Below are 19,539 nucleotides of genomic sequence, written 5' to 3'. Positions count from 1 at the left end.
GGGAAAAACCATTTGGCTAAAATCTCTTGCGCTGGTATTGTCCACCCAACGAAACCTTATGAAAGCCAGCAGCATAGCGTCTACGCTTGTGCGCGGCGAAATGGACAAGACAGTGATCGACCCCGGAAACGGCCCAAAGCCGTCGGACCAAGGGGCATCGGTGGCGAACAAAGGGAAAGCGAAGCGATCCCGTCGTGGCAAGAAACACAAGCGTGACGGCAACCCCCGTGACGCCGCTGTGCTGTCGCATGATGTTGCCGCGGATGTTCCGGCCGGTTCCTCCTACGTATCGGCTCTAGAGCCGGATGCCGAGCCGCGCAAGAGAAAGCGCCGCAGGCGCTCTCGCGGCAAGGGCGCGGCCTCCCAGCAGGTAGCCCCCGCTGCCAGTGTGCAGGTGCAGGCTTCAACTGAAAACGACGCGACAAATCCATCATCCGTACCGCCCGGCGGCGGCCGAAAGTCACGCAACCGCAAACGCGGCCACCGTGATCCGCGCGGCCGCGATCCGCAGGGCCGCCCGCTGGTTTCCACCCATGCGCCAAGGCATGTCGGCAAGCAGGGCGGTCGTGCCAACGGCACGCACCCGGAATCGCATCGGCCACAATCGGAGATATCCGCCCGCCACTCCGGCCGCCAGCACGAGTCTGGTCAGGAACCGCCGGCGGACATGTATGCGGCGCTCGATCTCGGCACCAATAATTGCCGCCTCCTGATCGCGCAGCCGACAAGGCCCGGCCAGTTCCGGGTCGTTGACGCCTTTTCGCGGATCGTCAGGCTGGGCGAGGGTCTGGTATCCAGCGGCCGGCTTTCCGATGATGCGATGGACCGTGCCGTGGAAGCACTCAAGGTCTGCTCGGCGAAACTCTCCGGTCGTCCGATAAGACGCATGCGGTTGATCGCCACCGAAGCCTGCCGCGCGGCAACCAATGGCGAGGAGTTTCTGGCACGCGTCACCCGGGAAACGGGCCTGAAGCTTGAAATCATCAGCCGCGAGACGGAAGCCCGTCTTGCGGTGTCTGGCTGCGCCTCTCTTGTCGGGCGCGAAGCGCGCTCCGTCGTGCTGTTCGATATTGGTGGCGGATCGTCGGAAATCGCGGTCATCAAGGTCGGCGAAAACCGTTCCAACCGGCTCGCCAACCACATCACCCACTGGACCTCGCTGCCCGTCGGCGTCGTTACGCTTTCGGAACGTCATGGCGGGCGTGATGTGACGCCGGACGTCTTCGCCGCCATGGTGCGGGAAGTCGAGGGGCTGCTCGATGCCTTCCATTGCCCGCCTCTGGCGCCGCAAACCCATCACGAGGATTTTCATCTGATCGGAACCTCGGGCACGGTGACGACGCTTGCCGGCGTCCATCTCGATCTTCCGCGCTATGATCGCCGCAAGGTGGATGGCCTCTGGCTGTCCGATGCCGAGGTGACGGCGATGCAGGACAAGCTTCTGGCCTGGGATTTCGCGGGCCGCGCCGCCAATGCCTGCATCGGGCCTGACAGGGCCGATCTGGTTCTGGCCGGCTGCGCCATTCTCGAGGCCATTCGCCGCCGCTGGCCGGCGCGCCGGATGCGCGTGGCGGATCGTGGCCTGCGCGAAGGCCTTTTGACGGATATGATGGCGGATGACGGCGCATGGCGGCGCAACCGGATAAGGCGCATGCAGATGATACGGCAGGACAGGACGGAAGGTTTGACATGAGCAAGGCGCCGACAAGCAACAACCGCACCGGCCGCAAGATCGGCCAGAAGGTCAAGAAGACCAAGCTCAAGGCTTCCTCGCGCCGCTGGCTGGAACGTCATATCAATGACCCCTATGTGCAGCGCGCCAAGCTTGAAGGTTATCGCGCCCGCGCCGCCTTCAAGCTCCTGGAAATCAACGACAAGCACCAGATTCTGAAGGGCGCGCGCCGCATCATCGACCTTGGTGCCGCCCCCGGCAGCTGGTCGCAGATCGCGGCCAAGGTGACGGATTCGACCGAAGACGATATCCGCGTCGCGGCCATCGATTTCCTCGAAATCGACCCCATTCCCGGTGTGAAGATCCTGCAGCTCGACTTCCTCGATCCGAGCGCGCCGGAAAAGCTGATGGAGGCCGTCGGCGGCACGCCCGATCTGGTACTGTCGGACATGGCCGCACCGACCACCGGGCACCAGAAGACCGACCATATCCGCACCATGCATCTGTGCGAAGTCGCGGCCGATTTCGCCGTTCAGGTGCTGGCGGAAGGCGGCCATTTCCTTGCCAAGACCTTCCAGGGCGGCACGGAAAAGCAGCTGCTCGACATGCTGAAGAAGAACTTCAAGCAGGTCCTGCACATCAAACCGGCATCGTCACGTTCGGAATCGGTGGAAATGTTCCTGCTTGCCAAGCACTTCAAGGGCCGCAAGGGCGAGCCGCACGTCGATGCGGCAGCCGAAGAGGCTTCCGAAGACTGATCACTCCGCCGGTTGCGAGACCTTACCGCGGTGGCCGGAGACGGCCGCCCCGGCATTGCTGTCCATGCGGATGATCGGCACGATGGCGAACAGCGAGACGAGCGCCACGATGGTGAAGGCGATGTGGAAATCGGCGAGCTGCAGATGCGTGCCGGACATCATGCTGCTGACTTCCAGAATGGAAGCGGCGAAAGCCACGCCCAGCGCCAGGCTGATCTGCTGCAGCACCGACGCCATCGAGGTCGCCTGGCTGGCCTGGCTGTCCTCGATATCGGAATAGCTGAGCGCGTTCGATCCGGTGAAGAAGAAGGACCGGGCAAATCCCGCCGTGACCAGGAAGATCATGATCAGCGGATAGGGCGTTTCCGGCGTGAAGAAGCTGTTGGCGAGCGTCGTGCAGGCGCCGACGATGCCGGCTCCGATCAGCGTCGAGCGGAACCCCGTTGCCGCAAACACCCGCTTGGCCATGAACTTGGTGGTGATCGCCCCGATCGCCCCGGCAAAGGTGATCATGCCCGACTGGAACGGATTGAGCCCGAAGCCGATCTGCAGCATCAGCGGCATGAGGAAGGGAATGGCGCCCGTGGAAATGCGGAAAACGGTGCCGCCGACGGACGCCGCCCGGAAGGTCGCGTTCTGGAAAATGCGGAAATCCAGAATGGGGGCGGGGTGGCGCGCGGCGTGGCGCAGATAAAGAAAACCGCAGATAAAACCGATGATGGTCGAGGCGATGCCGATGGCCGGCGGCAGGGCGGGCAGGCTGACGACGGAGAGACCGAACACCACGCCGGAGGCGGCGATGCCCGACAGCACGAAACCCTTGCCGTCCATGGGCGGCGGGTTGGTGGTTTCGATTTCCGGCAGGAAGATCGTCGAGAGCCAGATACCGATGACACCGATGGGCACATTGATCAGGAAGATCCAGTGCCATGAAAAATAGGTGGTGATGAAGCCGCCGATAGGCGGGCCGGTCAGCGGCCCGACGAGCCCCGGTATCGTCAGCAGCGCCATGGCGGAGACGAGTTCGCTGCGCTTGGTCGTGCGCAGCAAAACGAGGCGGCCGACGGGCGTCATCATCGCCCCGCCCATGCCCTGCAGGAAACGCGAGAGCACGAATTCGAACACCGAGGAGGACACCGCGCAGCAGATCGACCCCACCACGAAGACGCCGATGGCGAAACGGAAGATTTTCTTCGCGCCGTATTTGTCGGCCATCCAGCCGCTGATGGGAATGAAGATCGCCAGCGCCACCATATAGGCGGTCAGCGCGAGCTTCAGGGTAATCGGGCCGACATTGAGGTCGGCGGCAATTGCCGGCAGCGAGGTGGCGATGACGGTGGAGTCCATCTGCTCCATGAAGAGAGCGACTGCCAGGATGAGGGGAATGATGCGGTTCATGGGCTGCCTGCGGCTTTCCGCTGCGACAAGGATATCGCCGTTCCTCCTACGCCTGATAAGCCCGCTTGCCAACACGTTAATTATCAATTTCTCAAGTTGCGATCAAACCTGCGTGAGGCCGGTTTTCTTGAAACTTTCTCGCTCTATTGTCCGTTGGGCAAAGTGCAGTTGGTGATAACGGCCAGTTGGCGATATCGGAGACAAGATGATGACCCAATCCTTGAGCATGAGCAGACGCGGCCTCATCGGTGTAGCGGGCGCAAGCGTTCTCGGCGCACCGCTGTTGATGGCGCGCACGGCAACGGCCCAGACGAACCAGCCGCAAACCTCCATGGAGATCAAACACGCCATGCCGCCGGAAACCAGCCGTTTCAAGCTCGGTAATTTCGAGGTGCTCGTCGTGAAGGACGGTGCACGCGCGGCTCCGAACCCCGGCGAGACCTTCGGCACCGACCAGACGGCGGAGACGGTCGGCAAATTGCTGGAAGACAATTTTCTGCCGAAGGAGCAATTCGTCAATTCCTTCTCGCCGGTTCTCATCAATACCGGCAGCGATCTCGTGCTGTTCGACACCGGTTTCGGCGAGGCCGGGCGTGGTGCCGGCAATGGCCGGCTGATCGAAGGCATGGCGGCGGCCGGTTATACGCCGGAAGATGTGACCGTGGTGGTGCTGACCCACATGCACGGCGACCATATTGGTGGCCTGATGGAAAAGGGCGCTCCGGCCTTTTCCAAGGCGCGCTACGTGTTCGGCCAGGCGGAATATGATTTCTGGACGGATGAGAAGCGCGTCGGCACGCCTGCCGAAGGCGGTCACAAGGGCGTTCTCGCAAACGTCAAGCCGCTGGCGGAAAAGGCGACCTTCATTGACGACGGCGCCAGTGTCGTATCCGGGATTACCAGCGTGGCGGCCTTTGGCCATTCGCCAGGTCACATGATCTTCCGTGTCGAATCGGAAGGCAAACAACTCATCCTGACGGCGGATACGGCCAACCATTTCGTCCTTTCCTTGCAGAAGCCGGACTGGGAGGTGAAGTTCGACATGGACAAGGCGGCGGCCGCTGCGACCCGTAAGAAGGTCTATGACATGATCGCCACGGACCGGCTGCCCTTCCTCGGCTATCACATGCCTTTCCCGTCTGTTGGTTACGCGGAAAAGCTGGATACGGGCTATCGTTTCGTGCCGAAATCTTACCAGTTCGACATCTGATGCGTGTCGCGCGAAAGTGTTAAGCGGTTTTGCGACAACGACATGCATGAAAACAAGTAGTTAGGGCGCATCGTGTGGAGCAGCGATCCACACGATGCGCCCTAGCGCCTGCTGCAACGCAGCAACAGAGAAAGCCCGGAAGCCGATTCCGGGTTTTTTCTATTCCCTTCCTGTCATGAACGTGTTACCAGCCCTCGCCAACTTCCAAGCAATCCTTGCAGGGCGCCGGGGTGAACTTTTCGTTCCGGAACGGCCACGCATTTTCAGTATGAAGGAATTTGGCCATGGCACGCATCATTCAAACACCCACTGGTTTGGACGCTCTCACATTTGACGATGTGTTGCTGCAGCCCGGACATTCCGAAGTCATGCCGGGGCAGACGAATATCTCGACCCGCATTGCCCGCGATATCGATCTCAACCTGCCGATCCTGTCTTCCGCCATGGACACGGTCACCGAAGGCCGTCTCGCCATCGCCATGGCCCAGGCCGGCGGCATCGGCGTCATCCATCGCAACCTGACCCCCATCGAGCAGGCCGAAGAAGTTCGGCAGGTGAAGAAGTTCGAAAGCGGCATGGTCGTCAACCCGGTCACGATCGGCCCGGATGCGACGCTTGCCGAAGCGCAGGCCTTGATGAAGGCGCATGGCATTTCCGGCATTCCGGTCGTGGAAAACGGCGGTTCCGGCGGCCACAAGAACGGCCGTCTCGTCGGCATTCTGACCAACCGCGACGTGCGTTTTGCCTCCGATCCGCAGCAAAAAATCTATGAACTGATGACCCGTGAAAATCTGGTCACGGTCAAGGAAAGCAGCGTCGATCAGCAGGAAGCCCGCCACCTGCTGCACAAGCATCGCATTGAAAAGCTGCTGGTGGTGGATGCCAAGGGCAATTGCGTCGGCCTCATCACCGTCAAGGATATCGAAAAGTCGCAGCTGAACCCCAACGCCACCAAGGATGCGCAGGGCCGCCTTCGCGCCGCCGCCGCCATTAGCGTCGGTGCTGACGCCATCGAGCGCGCCGAGCGCCTCATCGATGCCGGCGTCGACCTTCTGGTCGTCGATACCGCGCATGGCCATTCGCAGCGCGTGCTGGATGCCGTCTCGCAGGTCAAGAAGATGTCGAATTCGGTTCGCATCATCGCCGGCAATGTTGCCACCGCCGATGGCACCAAGGCGCTGATCGATGCCGGTGCTGACGCCGTCAAGGTCGGTATCGGTCCCGGTTCCATCTGCACGACGCGTATCGTCGCCGGTGTCGGCGTGCCGCAGCTGGCGGCTGTCATGGCTTCGGTGGAAGCGGCCAATGCCGCCGATATTCCCGTCATCGCCGATGGCGGTATCAAGTTCTCGGGAGATCTGGCCAAGGCCATCGCCGCCGGTGCTTCCGCCGTCATGATCGGCTCGCTGCTCGCCGGCACGGATGAAAGCCCGGGCGAAGTGTTCCTCTATCAGGGCCGTTCCTTCAAGGCCTATCGCGGCATGGGCTCCGTTGGCGCCATGGCTCGCGGTTCGGCCGACCGTTACTTCCAGGCGGAAGTGCGCGACACGCTGAAGCTCGTGCCTGAGGGTATCGAAGGTCAGGTGCCCTACAAGGGTCCGGTTTCCGGTGTCCTGCATCAGCTGGCCGGTGGCCTGAAGGCCGCCATGGGTTATGTCGGCGGCAGCAACATCAAGGAATTCCAGGAGCGCGCCACCTTCGTGCGTATCTCCAGCGCCGGCCTGCGTGAAAGCCACGCCCATGACGTGACGATCACCCGTGAAAGCCCGAACTATCCCGGCGCGGTTTGATCTTTCGAACCGAATCCGTAAAAAGATAGACTGAGTATTTGGCGCTCCCCGATTCCAGCCGGATCGGGGAGCGTTTTCACGATTGGGGGAGATAGCATGTCACCAACGACCGCAATGTTCTGGCCGATGATCGCCCATGTCTTTCTCGTTTTCTGGCTCTATGGCCTGCTGATCGTTCGGCGCAACAAATACACCTTCAAGGATCGCGAATCGGCGATCAAGCTGCGCGACCGGGGTGAGGAGGCGCGCGAGAGCTATCTGGTGAACCGCAACATCGCCAACCAGTTCGAACTGCCTGTCCTGTTCCACATCGCCTGCCTGCTGCTTTACATCACCGATGCGGATAACATCGTCACCATCGTGCTGGCCTGGCTGTTCGTGCTTTCGCGCTACGCCCATTCCTATGTGCATGTCACCAGCAACCGCCTGCGCCAGCGCGGGGCATTGTTCGGCATCGGCTTTGCGCTTGTGGTCTGCCTGTGGGGCTGGCTCGCCATCTGGTTGGCACTGGAATAAACAGCACTGTCCGGTTGCCTCATAAGTGAGACAATCGTCGCCTTCAAAATAATCCGACTTGCGATGGGTCAATTCCATGACGCCCCATCCCCGCTAATCTCTGCCCGCCGTCGAGGATTTCAGGCGAGCAGAGATTGAGGAGTATGTCATGGCAAAAACAATGAAGGCAGCCGTCGTCCGCGCGTTTGGGAAACCGCTGACCATCGAGGAAGTGGCGATACCGGATCCCGGCCCGGGTGAAATTCTCATCAACTACAAGGCGACGGGCGTTTGCCACACCGACCTGCACGCCGCAACGGGCGATTGGCCGGTCAAGCCCAACCCGCCCTTCATTCCCGGCCATGAAGGTGCCGGTTATGTCGCGAAAATCGGCGCTGGCGTCACCGGCATCAAGGAAGGCGACCGCGCCGGCACGCCCTGGCTCTACACCGCCTGCGGATGCTGCATCCCCTGCCGCACCGGCTGGGAAACCTTGTGCCCGAGCCAGAAGAACTCAGGTTATTCCGTCAATGGCAGCTTTGCCGAATATGGCCTTGCCGATCCGAAATTCGTCGGCCGCCTGCCGGACAATCTCGACTTCGGCCCGGCCGCACCGGTGCTCTGCGCCGGCGTCACCGTCTATAAGGGTTTGAAGGAAACCGAAGTCAGGCCCGGTGAGTGGGTGGTCATTTCAGGCATTGGCGGGCTTGGTCACATGGCCGTGCAATATGCCAAGGCCATGGGCATGCATGTCGTTGCCGCCGATATTTTCGATGACAAGCTGGCGCTCGCGAAAAAACTCGGGGCCGATGTCACCGTCAATGGTCGCGCGCCTGACGCGGTGGAGCAGGTGCAGAAGGCAACCGGCGGCGTCCATGGCGCGCTGGTGACGGCGGTGTCGCCCAAGGCCATGGAGCAGGCTTACGGCTTCCTGCGCTCCAAGGGCACCATGGCGCTTGTCGGCCTGCCGCCGGGCTTCATCTCCATTCCGGTGTTCGACACGGTGCTGAAGCGCATCACGGTGCGTGGCTCCATCGTCGGCACACGCCAGGATCTGGAGGAGGCGCTGACCTTCGCCGGTGAAGGCAAGGTGGCTGCCCACTTCTCGTGGGACAAGCTGGAAAATATCAACGATATCTTCCATCGCATGGAAGAGGGCAAGATCGACGGCCGTATCGTCGTGGACCTCGCCGCCTGAGGCAAATGACAGGGCCTGCGGCGCTCACGCAAAAGTGTGGCGCCGCCGCCGCCCGCTGCGTTCCCCGCAGGGCGATCTGCGTTATCCTGCCCGTCGCATCCGCGTTCAAGGAGGACAGGCGATGGACAAGCCGAAGATTACGCAGGCCATGATCGACGCTTACGATGAATATACCCATCTCAGCCTCGACCGCCGCAAATTCATGGAAAAGCTCACCGTGCTCGCCGGCTCAGGCGCTGCCGCGGCGGCCATAGCACCGCTCCTTTCCGCCAATAGCGCCCGTGCGGCCATCGTCTCGCCTGACGATGCTGGCATCGTCGCGGAGGACGTGACCTATCCCGCCCCCGGTGGCGAAATGAAGGGTTATCTCGTCACGCCGAAATCGGCATCGGGGCCGATCGGCTCCGTCATCGTCATCCATGAGAACCGTGGCCTGAACGACCATATCCGCGATGTGGCAAGGCGCGTGGCGCTTGCCGGTTTCCGGGCGCTGGCCGTCGATTTCCTCTCGCCGCAGGGCGGCACGCCATCGGATGAGGATAAGGCGCGAGAGATGTTCAGCGGTCTCGACATGGACGCGACCGTCGCCAATGTTGAAGCGGGCCGGGTCTGGCTTGCGGCAAGGCAGGGGGCCAACGGCAAGGTCGGCGCGGTCGGCTTCTGCTGGGGTGGCGGGCTGGTCAACCGTTTCGCCACCAAGTCGGCTGGCCTCAATGCCGGCGTCGCCTATTACGGCCAGCAGGCCCCGGCGGCCGATGTGCCAGCCATCAAGGCGCCGTTGCTTTTGCAATATGCCGGTCTCGATGAACGTATCAATGCCGGTATCGATGCCTATAAGAAGGCGTTGGAGGAAAACGGCAAGACCTTCGAGATTTTCGTTTATGACGGCGTCAACCACGCCTTCAACAATGATACGTCCTCGGCGCGATATGATAAGGCGGCGGCTGACCTCGCCTGGGGGCGGACGGTGGAATTTTTCAAGAAATATCTGGCGTGATTGGGTTTTTGGCGGCGCCCCACTCGGTTCTTCTGCTCGTTGGCGAAAGGCGCTGGATGTTGCCCTTGACCGTGGATCGAAGGCGTGTGGGGCTTACCCCCCCCTCTGCCCTGCCGGGCATCTCCCCCTCAAGGGGGGAGATCGACTCGCGGCTAGGTCTAGACAACCTCAACGTTGAGAGTGAAGTGGCAGTAGCCCCTCCTGCTGATCTCCCCCCTTGAGGGGGAGATGCCCGGCAGGGCAGAGGGGGGTAAAGCCACACGCACCTCGGGTCCCTAAACCCCACCACCCCCACGCTTCAAATGCTCATCCAGCCTCGGCATGATTTCCACGAAATTGCAGGGCAGGTGACGATAATCGAGCTGGGCCTTGAGAATGCCGTCCCAGGCATCCTTGCACGCACCCGGCGAGCCGGGCAGCACGAAAATGAAGGTGGCGTTCGCGACGCCGCCGGTCGCGCGTGACTGGATGGTGGCGGTGCCGATCTTGTCATAGGAAATGCGGTGGAAAAGGGCTGAAAACCCGTCCATGCGCTTTTCGAACAGCGGCTCCAGCGCCTCAGGCGTCACGTCACGACCGGTAAAGCCGGTGCCGCCGGTGGTGATCACCACATCCACGCCGGGGGCAAGTGTCCAGTCCCGCACGGTATTGAAGATGGCTTGCCTGTCATCCGGCACAATGGCGCGGGCGGAAAGGCGATGTCCCGCTTCTTCGAGCCGGGCGACGAGCGTATCGCCGGATTTGTCGCTTTCCAGCGTGCGGCTGTCGGACACGGTCAAAACCGCAATACCAAGGGGAATGAAGGGTCTTTCGCCTGCCATGGCCTAATCCTCAAATGGTCCGCGTCGCCTGAAAATACCAGTCGGGACGTTTTTTCCGAAGCGATGTTTCCGCGTCCTGGGCTGCGTCGAAGGAATGAAAAACCCCGAAACACGTTGCGCCCGAACCGGACATGCGCACAAGCGCGGCACCTTCCTGCGAAAGCAATTCGATGACCTCCCCGATCTCCGGCAGCAGGGCCTGCGCCGCAGGTTGCAGATCGTTGCGGCTTTGCGCCAGAAAATCCATCCAGCCAATTGTCGCATGTGCCGGCAGGCGGGGATTGGTCTTGCTTTGCAGGCGCCGGAATATATCCGGCGTCGAGACGGCTCTCAGCGGATTGGCGAGCACCAGAAACAGGCAGGGCAGATCGGTAACCGGTTCGATCTCTTCGCCGATACCGCGCGCGATGAGGGGCCAGCTCGAAAGGCACATCGGCACATCCGCGCCGAGTGTGAGCGCAATGGCGGCGAGTTCTTCCGGCTCTACCGTGACATGCCAGTGCCGCAACAACGCCCGCAGCGCCGCGGCGGCATCCGCCGAACCGCCGCCTATGCCGGAGGCGACCGGCAGGTTCTTTTCGAGATGAATGGCGACAGGGCGACCCGAGCGACCCGTGGCCGCAAGCGCATCGCGCAGCCTGTCCCGGGCGCGGGTAACGAGATTGTCACCGCCATCACCGGCGCGCAGAAGATCGCCGAAAGGACCGGAGATGGAGAAGGTGTCGGCATCGGCATCGCGGATGCGAATGCTGTCGCCGGCCTCGGTGAATGTCACCAGCGTTTCGAGCAGATGGTAGCCATCCGCCCGCTGGCCGGTCACATGCAGAGCCAGATTGATCTTGGCCGGGGCCGCCTCGATGGTCTCGGTCGCCCCGGTCTTCTCATCTACCCGCATGTGGCGTCAGGATTTCTTGTCCGGGGCAGGAGCGGGCGGTGCCGGGGGAGCCGGCGGTTGCGGCGCGGCGTCCTTCTTCGCGGTGTTCTCGGCATCCTTTTCGAGCGGCGGCAGGCCGTTGGCGATCTTTTCCTTCACCTTGGCCTTGTCCACGTCGTCGCTGTCGCCGATCAGGGCGCGGTTCCACTGATAGACGGCCTCGATCTTGCGGCCCACGCGCCAATAGGCGTCGCCCAGATGGTCGTTGATCGTCGGATCGCCGGCCTTCAGCTCGATTGCCCGTTCCAGTTCCGTCACGGCCTCATCGAAGGCGCCGAGGCGATAATGCGCCCAGCCAAGCGAATCGACGATGTAACCGTCATTCGGGCGAAGCTCGACGGCGCGGCTGATCATCTCCATGCCTTCATCGAGATTGATCCCCTTATCCACCCAGGAATAACCGAGATAGTTCAGCACCTGCGGCTGTTCCGGGTTCAATTCCAGCGCCCGCTTGAAATTCGGTTCCGCCTTGTCCCATTCCTTCAGGCGCTCATAGGCGATACCGCGCTGGAAGAACACCGACCAGTCGGATTTCTGCGGCACGGCGCCGATCACCTCGGTGGCCTTGTCGTAATTTTCGGCCATGGCGCGATAGTCTTTGGCGTCCGAAAGCACGCTGCCATAGGCGAGATACGACCTTATATCCTTCGGATCGGATTCGAGCAGGGATTTCAGATGCGTGCGCGCCTCATCCACCTTGCCGGTCTGGGCAAGCGTCAGCCCGAGCTGCAGCTCGGAGATGCGATACATCGGCGAGTCCTTCGGCACTTCGCGATAGAAGGCGATGGCGCGGTCGGGCTGTTTCAGCGCCTCGGCAAGCCCGCCCAGAAGAATGAGCGTATCCGGGCTCTTCGGATCGAGTGCGCGCGATGTCTGCAGGTAAAGGGTGACGATCTCCTCGGCGCCTTCGCGGTTCAGCGCACCCGCGATGGAGAACATCACGGAAGCGGCGCCCTCGACGGCATTGGTGATCTGCTGCTGCGGTTTCTCACCCTTCTCGATGGATTCGCGAAGCGCTTTCAGGGGGGCGTAATTCGGCGCGAAAGTATCGCCGACCGCAATCGCGTCCAGCGCCTTCTGCCGGTTGCCGGCGGAAGCTTCGAGCCGGGCAAGCGCCATCACCGCGCGCATGTAGGTATCGGAGGCGGTGGCCCCGCCTTCGCGGTCCGTCACGGCCTCGTTGAGGCTCTTGCGGGCGGCATCGGTATTGCCGCTGACGAGGGCGATTGCGGCGGCATTGTATTTCTGGAAGATCGAAATCCAGCCCGGACCCTTCATGTTGTTGACGAGCGCCAGCGCTTCCTTCGGCTTGCCGGAGCCGGCGCGCGCCCAGGCGGTCAAAAGCGTGTTGACCATGCGATCGAGATCGTTCGGGCCAGTATATTTCAGGATTTTTTCGGCCTTGGCGAATTCCTTGTCCTTGATGGCGTTGAGGCCGCGCACGATGGTCGTCACCCGTTCGACGGAGGTATCGTCCTTCATGGAATCGGCGATCTTGGCGCCGGCCTCGAAATTGCCGCTCAGAAGTTCGGCGATCATCAGCCGCTGGCGGATTTCCGAGTTGGCCGGATCAAATTCCAGCGCCTTCTTGTAGAGCGAAATCGCAGTCGGATAGTCCTGATCGACATCGGCATTGCGCCCGGCAAGGAAAGCGCCGGAGAAGGTGTTCACCTTGGCGGGATCGAACGTAACGGCTTTCTCTTCCGTTTTCGCCTTTGTCTCCGCAAAGCCGGGGCTTGCACCCGCGCCAATCGTGAGAGCGGCGACGAGAGCCGCGCTGCAAAGAAGACGGAGTGCTGGTTTACGCCGCATGAGGGAACCTTTGCCTTTGTGCATATGCACGGAAAAATCAGTTTCCATTGTTTGGTCACGATAGAATGGCTTTTTTGAAGCAACCCCGCAAGAAATTATGGCCCTGGCCACAATCCCGCCCTGCGGGGACTCCCACCCGAAATGCCGGGCGGATGATGGTGTCATCCGCCGTTCGCACCAGCCTCCGGCGTCAGTTGAGACGCTCGATGCAGAAGTCGATCACTTCCAGAAGCGCATTTTTCCACGGGCTCTGCGGCAGGGGCGCAAGAGCGTCGCGGGCGATGGTGCCGTAGTGCGTTGCACGGCTGATCGTGTCGCCGAGACCATTGTATTTGGTGATCAGCCCGAGTGCCTTTTCGAGGTTCTCGTCGCTGCTTTCGCCCTTTTCGATGGCGTTGCGCCAGAAGGCGCGCTCGTCCTGCGTGCCACGACGATAGGAAAGGATAACCGGCAGCGTGATCTTGCCTTCGCGGAAGTCGTCGCCGGTATTCTTGCCGAGATCGGCCGATTTGCCGCCATAGTCCAGCACGTCATCGACCAGCTGGAAGGCGAGGCCGAGATTCATGCCGTAGGACTTCAGCGCGCCGCGGCTTGCCTTGTCCGTCTTGGCGACGATGGGGCCGACTTCCGCCGCCGCGGCGAACAGGGCGGCCGTCTTGGCGCGAATCACCTGGAGATAGTCGTCCTCGGTGGTTTCCATGTTCTTGGCGACGGAAAGCTGCAGCACTTCGCCTTCGGCAATCACCGAAGCGGCGGTGGACAGCACGTCGAGGGCGTCGAGCGAGCCGACATCCACCATCATGCGGAAGGCCTGGCCGAGCAGGAAGTCGCCGACGAGAACGCTTGCCTGGTTGCCCCAGATGGTGCGCGCGGTGGATTTGCCACGGCGCAGATCGCTTTCGTCCACCACATCGTCATGCAAAAGCGTCGCCGTGTGCATGAATTCCACGCTGGTGGCGAGCTTGATGTGATGATCGCCCTGGTAACCGAACATGGAGGCCGAAGCCAGCGTCAGCATCGGCCGCAGGCGTTTGCCGCCGGACGAGATCAGATGGTTGGCCACCTCGGGTATCATCTGGACATCGGAGCCCGCCTTGGAAAGGATAAGCTGGTTCACCCGTTCCATGTCGGGGCGGGTCAGGTCGACAAGCGGCTTGACGGATGCGAGTTTGTTTTTGCTTTCTTCAAGCGGTATGACGACGCCCAAGGGACAGGACTCCTGTTCGAATTTGAATTCGACAATAAAAACTGGCGCCTTGCGCGGCAAGGGGCGAATTGCCGCTAGCCATTCAAAAAGATGGGAATTTAGGGCTTATCCATGCGTGAACTGATCCGTACCAACGATGCCGTGCTGCTCTCCTTCGCTGAAAGCCTGATGAAGGACGCTGGCATCCACTGCCTCATCGCCGATCAGGCCATGAGCATTCTGGAGGGTTCGCTCGGTCTTTTGCCCCGTCGCTTTCTGGTCGAGGAAGATCGCGCCGATCAGGCACGCCGCATCCTGATGGATGCGGGGCTGGGTGACGAACTGCGCAATGAAGAGGCTTGAGCGGCGGTGAGCGGCACTGTTTCCGAAACGATGGATGCCTTTCACCGCGGCCGGTTTCACATCCTCCAGCCGAAGGGCAGGGGCCACCGGGCCGGCATGGACGCCATGCTTCTGGCCTCGCTGGTGGCGGATGATCGCGCCTGCCGGATCGCCGATCTCGGCGCGGGCGCCGGCGCCGCCGGCATGGCGGTCGCGGCGCGGCTCGAAAAGGCGGAAGTGACGCTCTATGAACGCTCGCCGGAAATGGCGGATTTTGCCCGGCGCAGCCTGTTATTGCCGGAAAATGCCGCCTTCTCCGCTCGTGTGAGCGTGTGCGAGGCCGACGTGACCCTGCGCGCGAAAGCACGGGTTGAAGCGGGTCTGCCGGACGAGCATTTCCACCACGTCATCATGAACCCGCCCTATAATGACGCGGGCGACCGCCGCACACCGGATGCCCTGAAGGCCGAGGCCCACGCCATGACGGAAGGCCTGTTCGATGAGTGGATCAGGACCGCAGGCGCGATCATGGTGCCGGGCGGGCAGCTTTCGCTTATTGCGCGGCCGCAATCGGTGGCGGAGATCATTGCCGCCTGCGGCAGCCGTTTCGGCGGCATGGAGATCACCCTCATCCATCCGCGTCCGGGGGAGGACGCGGTGCGTATGCTGGTCACCGCCATCAAGGGCTCGCGCGCGAGACTGTCCTTCCGCGCGCCGCTTGTCATGCACGAAACCGGCAGCCACGCCTTCACGACCTTCGTGGATGACCTGAACAATGGCCGCGCCGCCTATTCGCGTAATGTAAGGGCAATCCGGCCCGCGCCATAAATATCGCCGTTCCGCCGGCTGCGCCATTGCGTTTTCCGGGGCGATACATACATCCGTGACGACGAGGCAAATGCTGCGAGGATTGAGTAGTGGGTTTTCTGAAGTATCTGGTGCCGAAACGTTTTCGCAAAAAGGAACTGGTCATTCCGGTCGTGCGTATGCATGGCGCGATCATGGCCGGTGGCAGCCAGTTCCGCCCCGCGCTCAATCTCGCCTCCTATGCGCCGCTCATTGAAAAGGCCTTCGCCATCAAGGATGCGCCAGCCGTCGCCATTCTGCTCAACTCGCCCGGCGGTTCGCCGGTGCAGGCGCGCATGATCTACAATCGTATCCGCCAGCTCGCCGAGGAAAAGGAAAAGAAGGTCCTGATCTTCGTGGAAGATGTGGCCGCTTCCGGCGGTTACATGATCGCGCTTGCCGGTGACGAGATCATTGCCGATCCAACCTCCATCGTCGGTTCGATCGGCGTCGTTTCCGGCGGCTTCGGTTTTCCCGAAATGCTGCGGAAGATCGGCGTGGAGCGCCGCGTCTATACGGCCGGCGAAAACAAGGTCATCCTCGATCCCTTCCAGCCGGAAAAGGAAGGCGATATCGACTACCTGAAGTCGCTTCAGGTCGAAATTCACAATGTTTTCATCGATATGGTCAAGATGCGTCGCGGCTCGAAGCTGAAGGAGGATGAGGCGATCTTCTCCGGCCTGTTCTGGACCGGCATGCGTGGCCTCGATCTCGGCCTGATCGACGGGCTGGGTGACATGCGGGAGGTCCTGCGCCGCCGTTACGGCGAAAAGGTCAAGCTCCAGCTTATCAGCGGCGGGCGCACCCTGTTCGGCAAGAAGGTGCCGGGCGTGAATGCGGCTTTGGGCCTCGATGCCGAAAGGCTCGCAGCCGGAGCCGTCTCGGGTCTTGCGGAAGTCGCTGAAGAAAAGGCATTGTGGTCGCGTTTCGGTCTATGATGTCGCGGGAATAGGGCCTTATGGCGCAGCTTATTACAATTCTTCTTCTGGTGGTGGGATCCATCATCCTCTACCGCCGTTTTGTCCGCGATGCGGAAAAGCTTTCGGCGAAATCGAAACGGCGTGAAAAGGAACGCGAAACCGGCGCCATCGGTACCCTGATCAAGGATCCCGAAACCGGCGAATACCGCGTCAAGCGCGAGGACGAGACGTGATCGCGTGCGAATAACGGCATGTTTCATCCGCTCCGTGCTTGAAGCCTGAAGTTAACCCAAAAACCAGCTTGTTGGGAAAGGCCCCAGTTTCCGCGAGTATTTTCGTGGGATCTGTGCAAATAGTAACCCGCGATATTTGAGGTTGATCTGCAGCGCTTCGGCCAGAACCGGCTGAAGCCTCGCACGCGGTGGCTGGACGGGGTATTTTTTGCAGAAGGTTCATTCCATTCAGTTTTTGCGGGCGATCGCCGCGCTGGCCGTGATGTTTTTTCATATTGCCGGGGCGCCATTTACGATCGGCGCAGCCGGGGTGGACGTGTTTTTCGTCATCTCGGGATTTGTCATGGGGCTGGTCGCCGACAAGTCGCCGCCCGGCAAATTCCTGCGTCATCGTCTCTTCCGTATCGTGCCGCTCTACTGGGCCGTCACATTCGTGATGTGCCTTGGCGCATTGGCAGGCGTGTTTTCCACCTTCACCTTCACCATGGAACATCTCTGGAAGTCATTGCTCTTCGTTCCCTACGCCAACGCTTCGGGCCAGGTCACACCGCTGGTGCTGGTGGGCTGGACGCTGAATATGGAGATATTCTTTTATCTCGTGTTCGCTCTGGGTCTTGCTCTGCGCGCGCCGATCGCCGTAACCGTCGCCATCCTGTCGGCAATGGTGGTCGCAGGGCAGCTGGCGGACTGGCAATCGCCGTTCATGCAGATCTGGGCCTCGCCCCTGCTGCTGGAGTTCCTCGCCGGGCTTGTCCTGTCTCGGATTGCCTTCGCGGGCATGCGCGGCGGCATCGCCGCCCTGGCCCTGTCCTTTGTCGGTTTTGTTTTCGCGGCGGGTATTGGTGAGCAGTTTGGTCTTCTGCGCATAGTGAGCTGGGGCTTGCCTGCCTTCCTGCTCGTCGCGGGTTGTGTGTGGATCGAAAGGGCCGGCGGCTGGCCTCAATCCCTCCTGAAGCCTTTCGAAATTGTCGGCGATGCCTCCTATGCGCTTTATCTCCTGCACGGACTGGTTATTTCGATCGTCCTGAAGGCCATGGCGCCGGGTTTTGCGGCAAGCATCGTGATCGTTATTGTCGCGCTGGCTGTGTCGATCGCGGCACATGTCCTGTTTGAAAAGCCCGTCATCAGGCTTTTCAGGAAGTTCGCGGATCGCGGTATCTCCGGTTCACGTGCCGAGGCCGCAGGCTGATCGCCTGCCGTTGCGGATCGACGCTTCGCATAAAACCTTGACCCTCAGGCCCTGCCGTGGCACGTGTCCGCATCCGAAGTAAGTCAGTGCTTACTTATCCTCCTAACGCCGCGATGACTGCAATGACCGATGTTCCCGACCATATGAACCCGAAGCGTTCCTTTCAGGCCCTGATCCTGACGCTGCATAATTACTGGGCCGACAAGGGCTGCGCGGTGCTGCAGCCCTATGATATGGAAGTGGGCGCAGGCACGTTTCATCCGGCGACGACGCTGCGCGCGCTTGGCCCGAAGCCGTGGAAGGCCGCCTACGTGCAGCCGTCACGCCGTCCATCCGATGGCCGTTACGGTGAAAACCCCAACCGCCTGCAGCATTATTACCAGTATCAGGTCATCCTGAAGCCCAACCCTTCGAACCTGCAGGAACTCTATCTCGGCTCGCTGAAGGCGATCGGTCTCGATCCGCTGCTGCACGATGTGCGCTTCGTCGAGGACGACTGGGAAAGCCCGACGCTCGGCGCCTGGGGCCTTGGCTGGGAATGCTGGTGCGACGGCATGGAAGTCTCGCAATTCACCTACTTCCAGCAGGTCTGCGGCATCGAGTGCTCACCGGTCGCCGGCGAACTGACCTATGGTCTGGAGCGTCTCGCCATGTATGTTCAGGGCGTCGACAATGTCTACGACCTGAACTTCAACGGCCGCGAGGGCGAAGAGAAGATTTCCTATGGCGACGTCTTCCTGCAGGCCGAGCAGGAATATTCCCGGCACAACTTCGAGTTTGCCGATACGGCCATGCTGCATCGCCATTTCATCGACGCCGAAAAGGAGTGCCAGGCGCTTCTCGCCGCCGGTGCGCCCGGTGATAACGACAATCAGCGCCTGCACAAATGCGTTTTCCCGGCCTATGACCAGTGCATCAAGGCCAGCCATGTCTTCAATCTTCTGGATGCGCGCGGCGTCATTTCGGTGACGGAACGCCAGAGCTATATCCTGCGCGTGCGCACGCTGGCGAAAGCCTGCGGCGAGGCCTTCCTGCTGACGGATGCCGGCGGGGTGAACTGGAACAGGGCCGCCTGACGATCTATCTAAGGCGGGCAACAGTCTAACGTGCGGATGCCGCTCATGGCGTCCGCGCCTCTTGAGGAGGGGTCGGGAATGTTCATCACGCTGGCAATCATCGCGGCAATCGCGCTTTATGTCGTCTTCATCTATAACGGGCTGGTCAAGGCGCGGCAGATGAAGGAAGAGGCGTGGTCGGGCATCGACGTGCAGCTGAAGCGCCGCGCCGATCTCATCCCCAACCTCATCGAGACCGTGAAGGGTTACGCGGCGCATGAAAAGAGCACCTTCGAGGAGGTGATCGCCATGCGCAACCGGGCGCAGGCCGTGCCGGCGGGCGATGTCGAGGGCCGCGCCCAGGCGGAAGGGTTGCTGTCGCAGGCGCTCGGTAAACTCTTTGCGCTCGCCGAAGCCTATCCCGATCTCAAGGCCAATACGAATTTTCTGGAATTGCAGCGCTCGCTTGAAACCATCGAAGGCGAAATCCAGATGTCGCGCCGTTATTACAATGGTGCCGCGCGTGATCTCAACGTCAAGGTGGAGAGCTTCCCGTCCAATCTGGTCGCCGGCCAGTTCGGCTTTGCCAAGGCGCCCTATTTCGAGATCGACAACCCGGCCGACCGCGCCGTGCCGACGGTGAAATTCTGAGGGCAAAGCTCTCCCGCCGGCTTAAGACCTCC

19 protein-coding genes are annotated in these 19,539 nt (G+C 61.4%); 14 read left to right on the top strand and 5 right to left on the bottom strand.

What is annotated here, in order from left to right:
* The first annotated feature begins 58 nt into the window (after positions 1-58).
* Both JZX88_RS01430 and JZX88_RS01425 read left to right on the top strand, forming a co-directional pair.
* Entirely contained in the window at positions 59-1,693 is a 1,635-nt protein-coding gene (locus tag JZX88_RS01430; RefSeq protein ID WP_206912326.1) for a Ppx/GppA phosphatase family protein, read from the top strand.
* Positions 1,690-2,430, top strand: coding sequence for an RlmE family RNA methyltransferase (locus JZX88_RS01425; protein ID WP_110755445.1), 741 nt, complete (start codon positions 1,690-1,692; stop codon positions 2,428-2,430). Before JZX88_RS01430 ends, JZX88_RS01425 begins: the two co-directional genes overlap by 4 nt.
* Here JZX88_RS01425 and JZX88_RS01420 read toward each other — a convergent pair whose 3' ends face one another.
* Positions 2,431-3,828 carry an MDR family MFS transporter gene (locus JZX88_RS01420; RefSeq protein ID WP_065114920.1) on the bottom strand — a complete coding sequence of 466 codons (1,398 nt, stop codon included), beginning with the start codon at positions 3,826-3,828 and terminating at the stop codon, positions 2,431-2,433.
* 208 nt (positions 3,829-4,036) lie between these two features.
* Here JZX88_RS01420 and JZX88_RS01415 point away from each other — a divergent pair, with 208 nt between their 5' ends.
* The 5 genes from JZX88_RS01415 to JZX88_RS01395 all read left to right on the top strand — a co-directional run bounded on the left by JZX88_RS01415 (position 4,037) and on the right by JZX88_RS01395 (position 9,518).
* On the top strand, positions 4,037-5,038 hold the full coding sequence (locus tag JZX88_RS01415) for an MBL fold metallo-hydrolase (protein WP_206912325.1): 1,002 nt from the start codon (positions 4,037-4,039) through the stop codon (positions 5,036-5,038).
* Between the two features lie 284 nt (positions 5,039-5,322).
* Positions 5,323-6,828, top strand: a complete 1,506-nt coding sequence (guaB, locus tag JZX88_RS01410; protein WP_065114921.1) for an IMP dehydrogenase — start codon at positions 5,323-5,325, stop codon at positions 6,826-6,828.
* Between the two features lie 114 nt (positions 6,829-6,942).
* The gene (locus tag JZX88_RS01405) at positions 6,943-7,344 is read left to right on the top strand and encodes an MAPEG family protein (RefSeq protein ID WP_161991334.1); all 402 of its coding nucleotides are present in this window, start codon (positions 6,943-6,945) and stop codon (positions 7,342-7,344) included.
* A gap of 148 nt (positions 7,345-7,492) precedes the next feature.
* Entirely contained in the window at positions 7,493-8,521 is a 1,029-nt protein-coding gene (adhP, locus tag JZX88_RS01400; RefSeq protein WP_110755438.1) for an alcohol dehydrogenase AdhP, read from the top strand.
* Positions 8,522-8,642: 121 nt separating this feature from the next.
* Positions 8,643-9,518 carry a dienelactone hydrolase family protein gene (locus JZX88_RS01395; RefSeq protein WP_206912324.1) on the top strand — a complete coding sequence of 292 codons (876 nt, stop codon included), beginning with the start codon at positions 8,643-8,645 and terminating at the stop codon, positions 9,516-9,518.
* A gap of 275 nt (positions 9,519-9,793) precedes the next feature.
* Here JZX88_RS01395 and moaB read toward each other — a convergent pair whose 3' ends face one another.
* The 4 genes from moaB to JZX88_RS01375 all read right to left on the bottom strand — a co-directional run bounded on the left by moaB (position 9,794) and on the right by JZX88_RS01375 (position 14,292).
* On the bottom strand, positions 9,794-10,339 hold the full coding sequence (gene moaB, locus JZX88_RS01390; RefSeq protein WP_206912323.1) for a molybdenum cofactor biosynthesis protein B: 546 nt from the start codon (positions 10,337-10,339) through the stop codon (positions 9,794-9,796).
* A 10-nt stretch (positions 10,340-10,349) separates the two neighbouring features.
* Positions 10,350-11,234, bottom strand: coding sequence for a 4-(cytidine 5'-diphospho)-2-C-methyl-D-erythritol kinase (locus tag JZX88_RS01385; protein WP_206912322.1), 885 nt, complete (start codon positions 11,232-11,234; stop codon positions 10,350-10,352).
* Positions 11,235-11,240: 6 nt separating this feature from the next.
* Positions 11,241-13,133 (bottom strand): tetratricopeptide repeat protein, encoded by a 1,893-nt coding sequence (locus tag JZX88_RS01380; RefSeq protein WP_206912321.1) that lies wholly within the window; start codon positions 13,131-13,133, stop codon positions 11,241-11,243.
* 142 nt (positions 13,134-13,275) lie between these two features.
* Positions 13,276-14,292 (bottom strand): polyprenyl synthetase family protein, encoded by a 1,017-nt coding sequence (locus tag JZX88_RS01375; protein WP_206912319.1) that lies wholly within the window; start codon positions 14,290-14,292, stop codon positions 13,276-13,278.
* A gap of 111 nt (positions 14,293-14,403) precedes the next feature.
* On the opposite strand from JZX88_RS01375, the gene JZX88_RS01370 reads away from it, so the two are divergent.
* From JZX88_RS01370 to JZX88_RS01340, 7 genes are all read left to right on the top strand, one after another.
* On the top strand, positions 14,404-14,634 hold the full coding sequence (locus tag JZX88_RS01370) for a DUF2007 domain-containing protein (protein WP_065114928.1): 231 nt from the start codon (positions 14,404-14,406) through the stop codon (positions 14,632-14,634).
* Between the two features lie 6 nt (positions 14,635-14,640).
* Complete coding sequence (locus tag JZX88_RS01365) at positions 14,641-15,441, top strand: tRNA1(Val) (adenine(37)-N6)-methyltransferase (RefSeq protein WP_206912318.1); 801 nt, start codon at positions 14,641-14,643, stop codon at positions 15,439-15,441.
* 89 nt (positions 15,442-15,530) lie between these two features.
* Positions 15,531-16,397 (top strand): S49 family peptidase, encoded by an 867-nt coding sequence (locus JZX88_RS01360; RefSeq protein ID WP_161991597.1) that lies wholly within the window; start codon positions 15,531-15,533, stop codon positions 16,395-16,397.
* A gap of 20 nt (positions 16,398-16,417) precedes the next feature.
* Entirely contained in the window at positions 16,418-16,612 is a 195-nt protein-coding gene (locus tag JZX88_RS01355) for an NfeD family protein (RefSeq protein WP_065114931.1), read from the top strand.
* Between the two features lie 208 nt (positions 16,613-16,820).
* Positions 16,821-17,801: an acyltransferase gene (locus tag JZX88_RS01350; protein WP_174028882.1), complete on the top strand. Its 981-nt coding sequence runs from the start codon at positions 16,821-16,823 to the stop codon at positions 17,799-17,801.
* Positions 17,802-17,914: 113 nt separating this feature from the next.
* Entirely contained in the window at positions 17,915-18,877 is a 963-nt protein-coding gene (locus tag JZX88_RS01345) for a glycine--tRNA ligase subunit alpha (protein WP_059760683.1), read from the top strand.
* A 78-nt stretch (positions 18,878-18,955) separates the two neighbouring features.
* Complete coding sequence (locus tag JZX88_RS01340) at positions 18,956-19,507, top strand: LemA family protein (protein WP_004432753.1); 552 nt, start codon at positions 18,956-18,958, stop codon at positions 19,505-19,507.
* Positions 19,508-19,539: the final 32 nt, after the last annotated feature.

This window comes from Agrobacterium sp. OT33 (assembly GCF_017313365.1).
GTDB classification, from domain to species: domain Bacteria; phylum Pseudomonadota; class Alphaproteobacteria; order Rhizobiales; family Rhizobiaceae; genus Agrobacterium; species Agrobacterium rhizogenes_A.
The sequence above is the reverse complement of the archived record's forward strand: the minus strand, read 5'-3'. Positions and strand labels throughout refer to the sequence as shown.